Below are 13,617 nucleotides of genomic sequence, written 5' to 3'. Positions count from 1 at the left end.
AAACCGGCCTCAGAAATCCGCTGCTCCAGTTCGGCCAGACGCAGACCAATGCGCGAAACCAGATTAAACCAGGGCCGCCACTCCCTGGGAACATCGCGGACCAGGGAGGCATCCGGGTCGGAATCCGGATTTGCCTGCTTTGCGATCATCATGTGTCCGACCAGCTGCCTCGCCGGACGGATCCAGCAGGCATAAACCCGCCATGCCAATACCGCCAGCAGCGCCATTGCCCCGCCAGAAGCGCCAACCACCCATATTCCGGCACCATTGCCCATGGCCGCGGCAGTCAGTACCGCCAGGACCGCGGCAATTAAAAACAACTGTGCCCAAAATGCCAGTTCCTGGCGCCTGGCAAATCCGGATGCCGTCGCGGCAGCCTGATGGTGCGGATCTTCGGGCGGATGGCTTTGGCCGGTCATGGATTCTTCCGTCAAAAGTGATGGCACCGTAAAAAGTCTGATTTCAGATGGTGCCGTAAAAAGTTTAAGATCAAGGCTTGCGCGATTCCGAAGAATGCAGCGTACTTATCCGTACGTGAAATTCTGAGGAATCGCGCGTAACGCAGATATTGAACTTTTTACAGCACCATCAAAAGTGAAACTGCACCATGGTGGCCCCCAGTTCAATAACATCGAATTCCGCAAGCTGAGTCCGGGTTTTGACTGGCTGATAATTTAGCTTCACCCGGCTTTTGGGGTGCTCCGGAACCAGATAATAGTTGTCATCGGACTTTTCAATAAATGCCTCGGCTTTGCGCACACGCCAGCCACGGGCCCGGATATCACAGCCCGAATCCTTCCCCAGGGTTGTGCGGTTTTTTTCGATAGGCATGGGGGGGCGGGTTTCAGACAAAAAACTGATCACCGGCTGTACAGCGGTTTCCTTCTCCTCGGGCTCGGCCATTTCAGCAACCCCCCTGGCCAGCCTGGCCCGGTGGTCGGCCGTATCGATCTGCAAAGTGGCCTGGTGGACATTTTCCTGAAAATCCGGCGGCCTTTGCTCGTCATTGCCGTATGCGAAAACCATGGTGTGGTTACCCAGGGAAATCACGTCCCCGTGGGACAGGCGGCGGGAAATCACTAGTTCCTTGTTGACAAAAGTGCCGTTTCGGCTATTGAAATCCGTGAGGTAAAAATGCTGTCCTTCGGGTTCCAGTTCCGCGTGCGTGCTGGAGACAGCCGAGTCCTCCACGAGGATATCATTGTTTTGGGCCCTGCCGATACGAATTTTACGGGACGGATCAAGACGATAGGTCTTGAGTTTTTGTTCACCGGATTTCAGCACCACATACGGCATAGACACCTTCCATGACGGCTTTCGGAAACACGGGCCAATTTTAACAAATCCTCTTGATTTTATTTGGAATTCATCAATTTTGATTAATATAGGCTTTTTAAAAACAAAGGTCAACCGCAAAATTACCGTAAATCCCGCAACTCCCGCGGAAAAAATCTCATTGACGGCCGGCTTGAAGACAAGCTAACCTGAACCGAAACTAAGCGTTTCAAATTTTTAAGGCTGAAATTAATCGAAATCATTTAAAATAATATGGAAACAAAAACTTTAAAAATGTGAAACGCAGCTTAGGTTGGAAATTGCTCAGTTTGGACCAAAGTCATTTCATCATCCGGAGTCATTGATCTGCCCGGCCACCCACTGCTGAAAGGGCAAACCAGGTTTTTTGCATGCACAAGGCAACTGCAGACATCCAGTCCATAATCGATTATTTCCTGCACCTGTTTACAATCCAGGTTCTGGGACCGGCCAAAAAACCGGATGCCGCAGAAGCCGTCCGCATATCCGACAATTCAACGGCCAGTACCGTCTATGAATTAAAGCTCCGGATCGGGAAAACCGATAAATACCGGCGCATGAGCATACTGCCCATCGGTGAGCGGGTGGAGAGCAAAAGCATGTGCTTCAGCGTGATCTACGACGAGCCCCTGGTCATCAAAATTCCGCCCCATCCCATCACGGAACTGTCAACCTACCTGGCGCACATCAAGCTGGAGCACCGGATTGCAAAGCGCCTGTCCCCGGCTATTTCCTGTATTTTTCCCCGGATGCAAACCATTTTGAAAAAACTGCCCTTTGTCAGGCTGCCCGGGGGACTTACCCCGGAAGAAACCGAAAATGCCTGCATTGCCGAACTCCGGGGAAAACCCGGGGTGCAGCAGTATCTGAAGATCAACAACAGCTTTGTTTATTTCATGGAGCTTTCCAGGCACGGATTTTTCAACCAGGTGATCGAATCCATGCACGTGGTCAAGGAACGGATGCGCAGCGATATCCTCCAGAGCATGCCCGAGGCATTTACGGATCTGCCCACGTTCAAATCCCTTTACGGAAAGCACAGCGCACGGGTTTACCTGGATCTTTGCCGGCTTTACGCAGACTTCGAAGACCGGGTGGACCGCCTGAGCGGAAAACACGGAAACACGGGCGTGGCGCCTTACCAGCGCCGGCAGTGGTTTTTTTCCAGGATCGCAGGGTTTCGCCCGGAAATCGAGGCCGACGATCTGCCCGAGGGCCTGCCCGAAAAGCTCCACGAACTAACCGATGCACTCATCGCGGAAAACCGGCAGAGTCTGGACAATCTTTACAAAACCGTGCACACACGCATCCAGCGCAAAAACTTTCAAACCAACCGGCTTCGCATAAAGGGGCTGACAATCAGTGTACTGGAACTTCTCTATCGCTTAAATCAGCAACGGGTGGCCATCCGGGATCTCAAGCCGGACAACATGTTTATTGACCGCCAATTGGACGCGGCTGAACACATCCTGGCAGATCCATCCACATACGGGCTCGGCTTGATTGATCTGGAAACCGCCGTGTGCTTCAACAAGGAGGAAAAACCGCCTCAGCCCCTGCTGGCGGGCACGCCGCCTTTTGCCACCCCGTCGCACGTGTTTCCCAACCCGATTCTCCAGCGACTTTATCCCGAATCCCTGGAGCCCATCTTTTATCTCCAGGACTGGTATGCAGCCGTGGCCATTATCTTTCATATCATCAACGGCCGGGTTCTTTTTGCCAAAACCGGCCGGCTGATGCCCGAAATCATCAGGGCCCGGAGAAATGCCGGGAAAAACCCGGACCGGTTGCTCCGGATGTATACCAACGTTTCCGGTAAATTCTGGAAAACCGCAATTGCCGAATTCATTGAAAAAATCAAGCGGTACCAAAAACGAACCGAATCTGTTGAAATCTCGTTTCCCCACCACCTGAAAACCTTTCTCGCCGGGGCTGCATACAAGGAAAAACATCAGCTTGAAGCAGACATCAGATCCCGAATCAACCGCCATTCATTTCTGGACCGGCGCCGTGACGAAATATTAAAAGCCTCGCCCCGGTCCCTGCAGAAAAGCATCCGCGAAAAGATCCTGCTGGGCAGCAGGCCGGATTCGCAAACCGCAGACGCCCTGCAGGCCCTTTATGCCATTGCGCATGCCAAATACCGGATAGTGCACCTGCAGGAATCCATCCAGCGCATTTCCTCGGCGGCAGACGCCTGCTTTATCCTGTCCTTCATGCTCGAACGGGTGTTTTACACCATGCATTCGCCCGACTGGTCTGCAGACCCTTCCGGCCGGAAAGGCCCCTGCATGACGCTTTATCCCCCCCGGACAGACAAAATCTGATCCTGCAATGCGCTCCGGAAAGCAGCCAGTTCCTTTTCAAGCAGAGCCAAACGGTGTTCAACGCTTTCTGGTTTGTTTTCCTTTGCTGCCCGTTCCAGGTCCGCGGCCGCCCGCCGGACCCGCATGCCGGACAGATTGGCAGAAGCCCCCTTCAGGGAATGCGCAGCCTGTCCCAGTGCCCCGAAATCCTTTCGGGAGGCAGACTGCCGGATCTTGTCCATGTTTTCTGCTGCATCCTCCAAAAACATCTCTGCGATCTCTGCGGCCAGTTCCATGTCGCCTTCCACCCGGTCGATAAAGTCGGCCTTGTCAAAAAGCGCGTCTTTTATTTCACTGTTGCCCATATATCATTATCCTCCAAAGGATTTTTCCACATACCATCACAGCAGATGATCCGGTCCCGCGGCCGGGACGGAAGTTTCCAGGATTACCAGGGGCGCCTGGCCGCAGGCCTCCACACCCTGGTGCTGTTTCGGGCCGATATGCCGGCAAAAGCCTTGATCCATTTTCTCACGGTCCTGGTCCCGGGTCATCCAGCCGCTTCCCGAAATCACGCTCCAATAACACCCGGCATATGCAGGCGATGTGATCTCAAAACTTTTTCCAGGATCGATTTCAATGCGCCGGATCGCGCATTGCGCGTCAGTGTGGATTTCAATCACAACGCCCCAGGGCAGAAACCGGGTGGGATGCAAAAAAACTTCCCCGCGGTTGCGCGCCTTGAGACCGGACACAACCGACTTGACCTCCTGGCTCCGGGTGCGGTCGGCCACCAGCACCGCATCAGCGGTTTCCACAATCACCAAATCCCGGATGCCGGCTGCGGCCACCAGTCGGGATTGGGCAAACACAAGGCTGTTTTTTGTTTTCTCGACCAAAACATCGCCTGTGCAGACGTTTCCGTTTTCATCCCCTGTGCCGCACTCCCACATGGCCGCCCAGGAGCCAAGATCGCTCCACCCGGCATCCATCGGGACCATCACGCCTTTTTCGGTTTTTTCCATTACCGAATAATCAATGGAATCCGCCCGGCACCGGCCAAAGGCGCCCGGGTCCAGAAAAAGGGCATCCTGTTCAACACGCCCGTTTTCCAGGGCAAGGCGGCAGGCATCAGCCATATCCGGGTCAAACTGTTTGAGTTCATCCCAGATATCTGCGGCCTGAAACAGAAACATCCCTGAATTCCAGCAGTATTGCCCCGAATCCAGATACTGCTGCGCGGTTTCCAGATCCGGCTTTTCCACAAACCGGGAAATGGCAAAAGCTTTCGGTCCGCCGGCATCCGCGGCCCCTGGATCCACGGCCGGCCCTTTGCGGATATAGCCGTAGCCGGTTTCAGGGCTTCGGGGGACCACGCCAAATGTGGTCAGATACCCCTGCCGGGCAAAGGCGGCGGCTGTGCCCACTGCCTCGTGGAAAGCCGCAACATCGCGGATCAGGTGATCTGCGGGCAGCACCAGGATCTGCTCATCTGAGGACCGGGACATGGCTTTTAATGCGGCCACTGCAATCGCCGGTGCCGTGTTTCTCCCGACTGGTTCCAGGATGAGCTCAAACCCGTGGACCCCGATTTCCCGAAGCTGGCGGGCAATGCCGTATCTGTAGCTCTCATTGCAGAGCACCACCGGCGCCTCCAGGCCCGCAATCCGGTCAAGGCGCATCAGGGTGTGCTGAAGCATGGTACAGGCGCCTGTCATCGCAAGAAGCTGTTTCGGGTAAAGCTCCCGGGACATGGGCCACAGCCGGGTGCCGGAACCGCCTGCCAGAATCACGGGAATCATAAAATCAGGTCTCCTTTTTCAGGATGGTTTCATAAAAAGTTGATTTCTTTGCTCTGAGCTCATTTTGAGCGCGGACAAAGCAGCTCAAAACCCGTTGCAGCATCCGGCAGACGCCGGACATCCGTGCCGGTAATCTCGATTGCCACCACCTCCATAACCTGCCAGACCTTTACCCCTGTGCGCACGCACCCGGTCACGCTGTTTTGTCCCCGGCCGCATGCCATGTGCAAATGCAGCACGGGTTTGCCCGCTTGATCGGGAAAAATCGTGCCCGTGCCAGCAGCCTCGTGCACCGCTTCAAGCACATGGGTCATGGGGGTGATTTGCGCGGCCCGGCCGTTTTCAGGTCCCACCACCAGGCGGCTGTCCTTGTCCGCCCCACCCAGGATGATGATGGCTGCGGCCATGATCCCGTTTTCCGCGGCAAAGGCTTCAATGGCCTCATGGACAATATCGCCGTCTTCGAGCCGGATCACAAAAACCCGGCCCAGTGATGCCTCTGAATATTTCATGGATTGATCTCCCTGGCTGATTTGTCTGATCCGTGCCAAAAGCCTTTAATTGTCTCCGGCAGCCCCCTGACCGATTCGCCGTCATAAGCCCGGCAGGTGCCCACGCAAAAAGCTTCGGGAAGCTGCCGGCAAATGGCGGCAAACACTTCCGGGGGGCAGGCAAACAACAGTTCATAATCCTCTCCGCCCGCGGCCATGACATCTGCAGGGACCATTTGGTATTTTTCGCAAAAGGAAGCAAACTCCGGATCTGCCGGCGCCCGGCAAAGGTCCAGGACCGCGGTGATCCCCGAGGCTTGGGCCAGGTGGCCGACATCTCCGGCCAGCCCGTCGCTGATATCCATGACACAGGCCACCCCATGATCTGCCAGCACCCCGGCGGCGTCAAACCGGGCCCTGGGACGCTTGAACGCCTCAATCAGCCCGGGAAACGCATAATCGCCCCGCATCAGGCACTCCAGCCCGGCCCGGGCCCGGCCCAGGGGGCCGGTGACATACAGGCCATGACCGGGCGCTGCAGCCGAGCGCACAGGAAAAATACCAGCATGGCCGGAGCCCACCACAAACATGTCAATGGCCAGACTTTGCGCAGAAGACACGTTGCCACCGCCAAGCACCGCGCCGCAGGGGGCAAGCGATGCGCGGATGCCCTCATAGATTTCCATGACACCTTGCCGGGAAACCGTAGCCGGCAGTGACAGGTTGACAAAAAGCGCCAGGGGAAAGGCATAGCAGGCGGCCAGATCGCTGAAGGCAGTTTCTGCGGCCTTGTATCCGATCTCAAAGAAACTCTGCCAAAAGCGGCGGAAATGAATGTTTTCATGCTGGGTGTCGGTGGTGATCACGGGTCTGGCGATATGGGAAAGCAGGGCTGCGTCATCACCGGCCCCCACCCGGAGCAGTCCTTGCGGGTCTCGGCCATCGCCAGGCTGTCCCAGAATCCGGCGGATCAATAAAAACTCGTCCTGCCAGGGCGTCTGCACAACCCGGGACCGGGTACCGGAAGCTGCGGCAAAGCGGGCTGCTGCGGCCGCGGGATCATCTGCCCGGGTAATGGCGCTGATCACAGCCACCCCGTCTGCGCCGCTTTCCATGCACGCGCCCACCGATTCCGGAAAAATACCGCCAATGGCCACAACAGGAAGACCGGACTGGCGGGCCACCTCGGCAAGGCCGCCCAGACCGATGGCATCTCCGGCATCCGCCTTGGTGCCCGTGGCAAAAACCGGCCCGGTTCCCAGATAATCGCACTGGGCTGTATCGGTCCGGGAAAGCTCTTCCAAATCGGCCACAGAAACTCCCACAATGGCTGCAGGGCCCAGGATCTGCCGAGCCAGGGCCGGGTCGGCGTCCTGCTGGCCCAGATGCACCCCGTCAGCACCCAGGGCCCGGGCCAGGATCATGTCGTCATTGACGATAAAGGGCACCCCGTGGATGGCACAGAAATGGGCAATGGCTTCGGCTTCATTGAAATCCGGGGCGGAAAAAGCCTTATTGCGGTACTGGACAACCGTGGCCCCGGCTGCTATGGCGATTTTCGCCTGCTCCAGGGGCCCGGGTCCGGATGCGCCGTCATCGGTGATAAAATAAAACCGCAGATCAATTCTGGAATTTTTCAAAGCACTCCCACGAATTTGACAAAACACGGCTGCCGCGTCTACACGCAAGCGCCGAAAATTTGCTGCCAATGCTTAAAACGCCCGGTTTTTTCCGGCCCCCAGGGCTTCAGGGAGGCGGCCACCGCGGCCGGATCCTTGCGGGTGCCGTCAGGCGGCGGCATCTTGGAGAAAAACAAATCCGCAAAACAGATGATTTGCTCTTCCAGGGTTTCGGGCAGCATGTCGCGCACCGGCAGGGCAAGCTGCTGTTGGGCAATGTCTTCTGCGGAAAGCCCCACGCCCACGTGGCGCTCACATACCCGGGCATGGGCCGGCAGGCCCTGGCTTTCCAGCATCTGCGCCCCCAGCCACCCGTGGCAGACATAGGGATATGTGCCGAAACATCCGATTTCCGGGGCATTGACCCGGCAGATGCCGATATCGTGGAGCATGGCCGCCTCCCGGATAAACCCTGTATCCGGTTCCAGGTGCACCACCCGCCGGGCAACGGCCACGGCGGCTTCGGCCACGGCCGTGCTGTGGACGGTCAGCACCCGGTAAGCAAGGGTTCCGGGCCGGTAATAGACGCGGATCAGGTCAAGCGGGTTCATTGACCGCAGAGGCGTTTTGCTGCACGCCGGACAAAAGCACGGCCTCGATAAACGGGTCAATCCAGCCGTCTAGCACCGCATTGACGTTGCCCACATCCATGTTGATTCTGTGATCCTTGACCATCTGATAGGGATGGAGCACATAGGACCGTATCTGGTTGCCCCAGGCGATCTCACCCTTGCCCTCATGGATGGCCTGCATCTTGCGTTCCTGCTTTTCCTGCTCCAGCTGGTAAAGTCTTGCCCGAAGCACCCGCATGGCCAGTTCCCGGTTTCGAAGCTGGGATTTTTCTTGCTGGCACTGCACCACGATGCCGGTTGGCTGATGGGTGATGCGTACGGCGCTGCTGGTCTTGTTCACGTGCTGGCCGCCTGCGCCGCTGGCGCGGAACGTATCCACCCGAAGATCGTTTTCATCAATATCCACCACGATCTCATCATCGATTTCCGGGTAGACAAACACCGATGCAAAGGAAGTGTGCCGCTTGCCGCTGGCGTTAAAGGGCGATATCCGCACCAGCCGGTGCACGCCGGTTTCCACCTTGAGATAGCCAAAAGCGTTTTCTCCCTTGGCGGTAAAAGTCACGCTCTTGATGCCGGCTTCGTCTCCGGGCTGCAAATCCATGATATCAATGGTATATTTCTTTTCCTCGCACCACCGCGTGTACATGCGAAACAGCATCTCGGCCCAGTCCTGGGCCTCGGTGCCGCCGGCACCGGCATTAATCGATACAATGGCGTTGCGGCTGTCATCTGTGCCGCTTAGCATCATGTCCACTGAAAACCGACGAATCTGTTGTTCCAGTTTCTCCGCCAGCCGGCGCACCTCTGTCAGAGAAGACGAGTCGTCTTCTTCCTCGGCCAGTTCCAAAAGCACGCCGCAGTCTTCGATCTCCTTGTATAGGTTCTGCCACCTTTCCATGCGCTGGCTTAAGCGGGAACGCTCCTGGAGAATCTTTCTGGCATTGTCCGGTTCATTCCAGAAGTCCTCGGCGGCCAGAAGGCTTTCGATTTCCGCCAGGCGCCGTTGGGTTTCAGGGATGTCAAAGATACCCCTTTAACTGGTCGATTTTTTCATACAATTCATTTACCATGGATTTGAGTTCCTCAGACATGGCCCGTGTCCTCCTTAATTTTATAGCAGAAGATATACCTCCCCTACCCGGGGCGGTTTCTCACAAGTTGTGGTTTGTTTTTCTTTCTTTATCAGGAAGCCCGGCGGCTTCTCAAGCCTTTTCTCAGGCCGGCCAGGACGAAAACCAGGGCCGCGGCCGCACAAAGGCCCGGCAACAGATGGGAGCAGCGGGTGTAAAATGCGACCTCGCCTCCGGCCAGGGCCACGTCCCGGGTCAGGCTCGTGGTTTGAAAAACACCGGAAGATGCCCGGATGCGGCCGGCCGAATCAATAAACCCGCTGATGCCCGTGTTGGCCGCCCGCACCACCGGCCTGCGGTTTTCCACGGCCCTGAACACGGCCATGGAAAAATGCTGAAACGGTGCGGAAGTATCGCCGAACCAGGCATCATTGGTGATATTGACCAAAATATCGGCCCCGGCCCGGACCATGGCCGCCGAAAGGTGGGGAAAGATGATTTCATAGCAAATCTGCACGCCCATATCCGCGCCCATATCCCGATTGCCGGCCGAAAGCAGGCGCCCGGGCCGGCCCGGGGAAAAATCGCCGGTTTCCGGCACGATTTTTCCTACAAAGGGCAGCCATTTTTTCAGGGGCACATATTCGCCAAACGGCACCAGGTGGACCTTGTCATACCGGCCGGCCACCCGGCCCTGGACGTCAATGAGATAGGCGGAGTTAAACAGATCCAGCCCGCTGCTTTCCTCTTGGCGCTCATAGGCGGGCGCACCGGCCAGCAAACGGGTTTGCATTCGTTCTGCCGTGTCCAGGACCCGCCGGGTGCGCTGCGAATCATGAAAAAAATAAAACGGCACCGCAGTTTCAGGCCATACAACCAGGTCAGGCTGTTTTTCGGCAGCACTGACCGAAAGCCGGATATATTTGTCCAGAGTCGCCTCCACATAGGCATCATCCCATTTCAGGGACTGCTCGATGTTGGCCTGGATCACGGATACGCGCAGCTGCCCGGCAGGCCTGTCTGCCGCATCCTGTTCTGCCAGCCGAAATATCCCGTATCCCCCATTTGCGGCAAAAAGCCCGGCCGCAACGAGCAGACCGGCAATGGCCGCACCCCGGCCCACCAAGCGGTTTTGCCACCGGCCATGAAACAAATGCATGAAAAAAAGAAAAAGCCCCGCGCTCACCGCGCAGACAAAAAAAGACACCCCGTAGACACCAAACAAATCCGCCGATTGGATCAAAACCGGATACCGGTACTGGCTGTAGCCCGCAAGACCCCATGGAAAACCGGTAAACAAAAAAGTTTTGGCATATTCCAGGGCCACCCAGCACACCGGGACCCAGACCACCAGAAATACCGGCCGCACTGGCACAAGCGTGACAGCCCAGGCAAACACCCCCGTGTACAGGGCCAGGTAAAACGCCAGTAATAACAGGGCAAAAAAGCTCAGCCAGACGGGCATGGGGCCGTAGCGGTGCATGGTGGTCACCAGCCAGTACAAAAGCAGCAGATAATGAACAAATCCGGCAAGCACTCCGAGAAGAAACGCCGCGCGCCTGCGGACCCGGCAGATCCCGGCCAGCAAAAGCCCCGGGGCAAACCAGGCGGCAAAGCCCGCCCCAATTTTATCAAATGCGCAGGCCAGCACCACACCCGCGGCAATGCAAAAAAACAGGGAAAGGCTTTTTTCCGGGCTCAGTTTCATGGCAGGTGCTGCTCTATATTTCACTTTCAAACCAGATTTTGCTTTAACAAGGCCCGGCCGCTTTTAAACTGGCAGGCCGCCACAGACTTAGACACCGGCCTTTGGCGCACCATCCAATACTTCTCTGAACTGGCGGGGCAGAAATAACAGGAGTGATTGGTCGGGGCGGCAGGATTTGAACCTGCGACTTCCTGCTCCCAAAGCAGGCGCGCTAAGCGGGCTGCGCTACGCCCCGTCAATTGAATTGAGATAATCGGTAAAATGCTTCACTGCTCTTGCCCTGTGTGATATTTTATTTTTCAGTTCAGGGTCCATTGAAGCAAATGTGTCTTCATATCCTAATGGTCTAAAGACGGGGTCATATCCAAATCCGTTTTCACCCTCAGGTTCAAGGACTATACGACCTTCACATATTCCCTCAAAAATCTGCGGCTCCCTGTCTTTGAGAATCAATGCTATTGCTGTTCTGAAGCGCGCTGTTCTTCTCTCAAGGGGTATATGTTCCAATTCACTGAGTAGTTTTATATAATTATCCCTGTAAGTGGCATTCTCTCCTGCAAAACGGGCTGTGTAAATGCCTGGTTTTCCGTCCAGTGCATCCACTTCCAATGCTGTATCATCAGCGAAACTGCTGAGGCCTGTATAATTCATGCCTGATTCAGCCTTCAACAATGCATTCTCAGCTGTTGAACTGCCTGTTTCAACCACATCGGGATAATCCTCAAAATCATCTATGTAAAGAACTTCAAATTTGCTCTTTAATATATAAGCGATTTCCTTCTTCTTGTCAAGGTTATGTGTTGCAAAAAATAATTTCATGGAAGAACAATGAATGCGTCCGAGTACCCCTTTGACCTTGCTTCGTCCCTCAGATTCTCCGCCTGAGCCTTTGTGGAGAATTCCCCCGCTCTGACCTTGTAATACGGAGCAATGTATTCAACATACACTGTTTCACTGAATTTGCCCTGCAGATCATTCTTCACTTTGTTTGCCTTCATCTCATCATAGGTTGCAAAGAGCTGCACTTTAAAGACATCTTCCTCTTCATCTTCCATCATCTCTGTGTCCTCTTCAATAAGCAGTTCCTCTTCTTCCATTGCAAATTCTTCATCAATGATCTCCAGTTCCTCTGTTGTCTCCTCTTCCTCTTCAATCATTGTAATGCTTTCGTCCGGTTTGACTGATTCCTCTGCTTCCTTCTTTGCGCAGCCTACGAGAAAAACAGCTGCAATGAGCATGATTACTGTGATTTTCTTTAACATTTGACCTCCCGTCAGAGATATTCCTTTAATTTATCACTGTCATTTATCTGCTTCAACAATGCCTTTATCTGGCCTGTATCCCGTTTATTACATACAAGGGTCACATCCTTTGTCCTTACTACAACCACATCATTCACACCGACTGTTGCTATCAGGCCATCCTCGGAGTAGATAACATTATTCTCAGAATCCATTGTTATCACATTGCCGTGTACAACATTGCCCTCGTCATCTGCTTCCCTGGTGCGTTCCAGTGCATTCCAGTTGCCCACATCATCCCATTTGAACTGAGCTCTCACTATGACAATATTGTCAGCTCTTTCCATTACTCCGAAATCAATGGATGTTGCAGGTGCTTCATCATAGAGTTTCTTCAGTGCTTCCTGTTCAGTATCTTTCCCGATGTGTTCGCTGAATTTCTGTAAACTCTCATACATATCCGGTATATAATTCTCTATTGCAGATAGAATTGCACTTGTCTTCCAGAGGAATATGCCGCTGTTCCAGAGCGTATTGCCGCTTTTCAGATATGCACTCGCCACTTTGAGATTGGGTTTTTCCTTGAATGCTTCAATCTCATAGACCTTTTCATCCTCAAGGGGTTTGCCCAGTTCAATGTAGCCGTAGCCTATTTCAGGCCTTGTCGGTGTGATACCGAATGTAACAAGATTATCCTGCTGCGCATATTTATAACCCAATTCCACTGTCTTCTTGAAATCCGCAATGGAAGCTATTTCATGATCAGCGGGGCATACGAGCATTGTTGAATTCTCATTGATATGTCTCATCTTCACTGCAGAATAACCGATTGCCAGTGCAGTGTTCCTGCCGAAAGGCTCTGTGAGGACATTGTCCTCTTCAAGCACATTGAGTTCTGCTATCGGTTTGTGCAAATGCTCTGTTGATACAGTGAATATCCTCTCATTGTCAATAAATCCTTCCAGACGCTCCACTGTCTCTTCCAGCATTGTCTTGTCACTTATAATAGGCAGCAGCTGTTTGGGCCTGTTCCCCCTGGACATAGGCCAGAATCTTTCACCTTTACCGCCTGCAAGTATGATGCCGAACAAATTTTCCATGACACTCCTCTTTTCAATTACTTTTTTATTATATTGAATAAAACATTGCAGTCAATATATTCGTTGGTCTAATTAATCAGCCGGCTTATCCGGTCCAGTTTCTCCCTGTACTCAGCTTTCTTATCAACTTCATGCATCTTTGTGAACATATCCCGGGCTTTAATGCATGCATCTCGGTCTCCCGCCATACAGAGCACCCGCTTGATATCAGCGTCAATCTCACTGTCTTCACTATTCAAATCATTCAGTATGCTCAATGCCTGCCTTTTGTCATATTCACATAGTAGTTCTGCAAGATTAAGCCGGGATTTCAATATCTGCCTGACGGATT

Annotated in this window: 14 protein-coding genes and 1 tRNA gene; 1 reads left to right on the top strand and 14 read right to left on the bottom strand. The window is 54.2% G+C overall.

Annotated features, from left to right (window positions below; genetic code table 11):
- Both R6U41_RS08535 and R6U41_RS08530 read right to left on the bottom strand, forming a co-directional pair.
- Positions 1–419: hypothetical protein (locus R6U41_RS08535; protein ID WP_410269413.1), on the bottom strand; the 419-nt coding region annotated here is incomplete at its 3' end.
- Positions 420–588: 169 nt separating this feature from the next.
- A complete protein-coding gene (locus tag R6U41_RS08530) occupies positions 589–1,296 on the bottom strand; it encodes an FHA domain-containing protein (protein WP_410269412.1) in 708 nt (235 codons plus the stop codon).
- Positions 1,297–1,685: 389 nt separating this feature from the next.
- Between R6U41_RS08530 and R6U41_RS08525 the strand changes: the two genes are divergently transcribed.
- Positions 1,686–3,641, top strand: a complete 1,956-nt coding sequence (locus R6U41_RS08525) for a hypothetical protein (protein WP_410269411.1) — start codon at positions 1,686–1,688, stop codon at positions 3,639–3,641.
- Here the strand turns inward: R6U41_RS08525 and R6U41_RS08520 are convergent.
- The 12 genes from R6U41_RS08520 to R6U41_RS08465 all read right to left on the bottom strand — a co-directional run.
- A complete protein-coding gene (locus R6U41_RS08520) occupies positions 3,614–3,985 on the bottom strand; it encodes an Hpt domain-containing protein (protein ID WP_410269410.1) in 372 nt (123 codons plus the stop codon). The genes R6U41_RS08525 and R6U41_RS08520 overlap by 28 nt on opposite strands.
- Positions 3,986–4,021: 36 nt before the next feature.
- On the bottom strand, positions 4,022–5,422 hold the full coding sequence (locus R6U41_RS08515; protein ID WP_410269409.1) for a mannose-1-phosphate guanylyltransferase/mannose-6-phosphate isomerase: 1,401 nt from the start codon (positions 5,420–5,422) through the stop codon (positions 4,022–4,024).
- A gap of 59 nt (positions 5,423–5,481) precedes the next feature.
- Positions 5,482–5,934: a PPC domain-containing DNA-binding protein gene (locus R6U41_RS08510; protein WP_410269408.1), complete on the bottom strand. Its 453-nt coding sequence runs from the start codon at positions 5,932–5,934 to the stop codon at positions 5,482–5,484.
- On the bottom strand, positions 5,931–7,553 hold the full coding sequence (gene thiL / locus R6U41_RS08505; protein ID WP_410269407.1) for a thiamine-phosphate kinase: 1,623 nt from the start codon (positions 7,551–7,553) through the stop codon (positions 5,931–5,933). Before thiL ends, R6U41_RS08510 begins: the two co-directional genes overlap by 4 nt.
- A gap of 38 nt (positions 7,554–7,591) precedes the next feature.
- Entirely contained in the window at positions 7,592–8,143 is a 552-nt protein-coding gene (locus R6U41_RS08500) for an HDIG domain-containing metalloprotein (RefSeq protein WP_410269406.1), read from the bottom strand.
- A protein-coding gene (gene prfB / locus R6U41_RS08495; protein WP_410269405.1) for a peptide chain release factor 2 occupies positions 8,130–9,258 on the bottom strand; the annotation gives its coding sequence in 2 pieces (ribosomal slippage) (positions 8,130–9,188 and positions 9,190–9,258; 1,128 coding nt in all). The genes R6U41_RS08500 and prfB overlap by 14 nt, the downstream gene beginning before the upstream one ends.
- A gap of 91 nt (positions 9,259–9,349) precedes the next feature.
- Complete coding sequence (gene lnt / locus R6U41_RS08490; RefSeq protein ID WP_410269404.1) at positions 9,350–10,945, bottom strand: apolipoprotein N-acyltransferase; 1,596 nt, start codon at positions 10,943–10,945, stop codon at positions 9,350–9,352.
- A gap of 157 nt (positions 10,946–11,102) precedes the next feature.
- Positions 11,103–11,180, bottom strand: a tRNA-Pro gene (locus R6U41_RS08485).
- Positions 11,171–11,764: an RdgB/HAM1 family non-canonical purine NTP pyrophosphatase gene (gene rdgB / locus R6U41_RS08480; protein WP_410269403.1), complete on the bottom strand. Its 594-nt coding sequence runs from the start codon at positions 11,762–11,764 to the stop codon at positions 11,171–11,173. The genes R6U41_RS08485 and rdgB overlap by 10 nt, the downstream gene beginning before the upstream one ends.
- Positions 11,761–12,207, bottom strand: coding sequence for an SPOR domain-containing protein (locus tag R6U41_RS08475; RefSeq protein ID WP_410269402.1), 447 nt, complete (start codon positions 12,205–12,207; stop codon positions 11,761–11,763). The genes rdgB and R6U41_RS08475 overlap by 4 nt, the downstream gene beginning before the upstream one ends.
- A gap of 11 nt (positions 12,208–12,218) precedes the next feature.
- Positions 12,219–13,286 (bottom strand): mannose-1-phosphate guanylyltransferase, encoded by a 1,068-nt coding sequence (locus R6U41_RS08470; protein ID WP_410269401.1) that lies wholly within the window; start codon positions 13,284–13,286, stop codon positions 12,219–12,221.
- 68 nt (positions 13,287–13,354) lie between these two features.
- On the bottom strand, positions 13,355–13,617 hold a 263-nt coding region (locus R6U41_RS08465), incomplete at its 5' end, for a hypothetical protein (RefSeq protein ID WP_410269400.1).

This window comes from Desulfosalsimonas sp. (genome assembly GCF_046483245.1).
Classification (GTDB): domain Bacteria; phylum Desulfobacterota; class Desulfobacteria; order Desulfobacterales; family Desulfosalsimonadaceae; genus Desulfosalsimonas.
Note: the sequence above shows the minus strand (reverse complement) of the source record. Positions and strands in the feature narration are given on the sequence as shown.

What these genes read in the sequence shown, in the direction of transcription:
- R6U41_RS08475 (WP_410269402.1), bottom strand. Translation starts at nt 12,207, where the DNA reads ATGTTAAAGAAAATCACAGTAATCATGCTCATTGCAGCTGTTTTTCTC.
- rdgB (WP_410269403.1), bottom strand. Translation starts at nt 11,764, where the DNA reads ATGAAATTATTTTTTGCAACACATAACCTTGACAAGAAGAAGGAAATC.
- R6U41_RS08525 (WP_410269411.1), top strand. Translation starts at nt 1,686, where the DNA reads ATGCACAAGGCAACTGCAGACATCCAGTCCATAATCGATTATTTCCTG.
- R6U41_RS08520 (WP_410269410.1), bottom strand. Translation starts at nt 3,985, where the DNA reads ATGGGCAACAGTGAAATAAAAGACGCGCTTTTTGACAAGGCCGACTTT.
- R6U41_RS08510 (WP_410269408.1), bottom strand. Translation starts at nt 5,934, where the DNA reads ATGAAATATTCAGAGGCATCACTGGGCCGGGTTTTTGTGATCCGGCTC.
- lnt (WP_410269404.1), bottom strand. Translation starts at nt 10,945, where the DNA reads ATGAAACTGAGCCCGGAAAAAAGCCTTTCCCTGTTTTTTTGCATTGCC.
- R6U41_RS08470 (WP_410269401.1), bottom strand. Translation starts at nt 13,286, where the DNA reads ATGGAAAATTTGTTCGGCATCATACTTGCAGGCGGTAAAGGTGAAAGA.
- R6U41_RS08530 (WP_410269412.1), bottom strand. Translation starts at nt 1,296, where the DNA reads ATGCCGTATGTGGTGCTGAAATCCGGTGAACAAAAACTCAAGACCTAT.
- R6U41_RS08515 (WP_410269409.1), bottom strand. Translation starts at nt 5,422, where the DNA reads ATGATTCCCGTGATTCTGGCAGGCGGTTCCGGCACCCGGCTGTGGCCC.
- R6U41_RS08500 (WP_410269406.1), bottom strand. Translation starts at nt 8,143, where the DNA reads ATGAACCCGCTTGACCTGATCCGCGTCTATTACCGGCCCGGAACCCTT.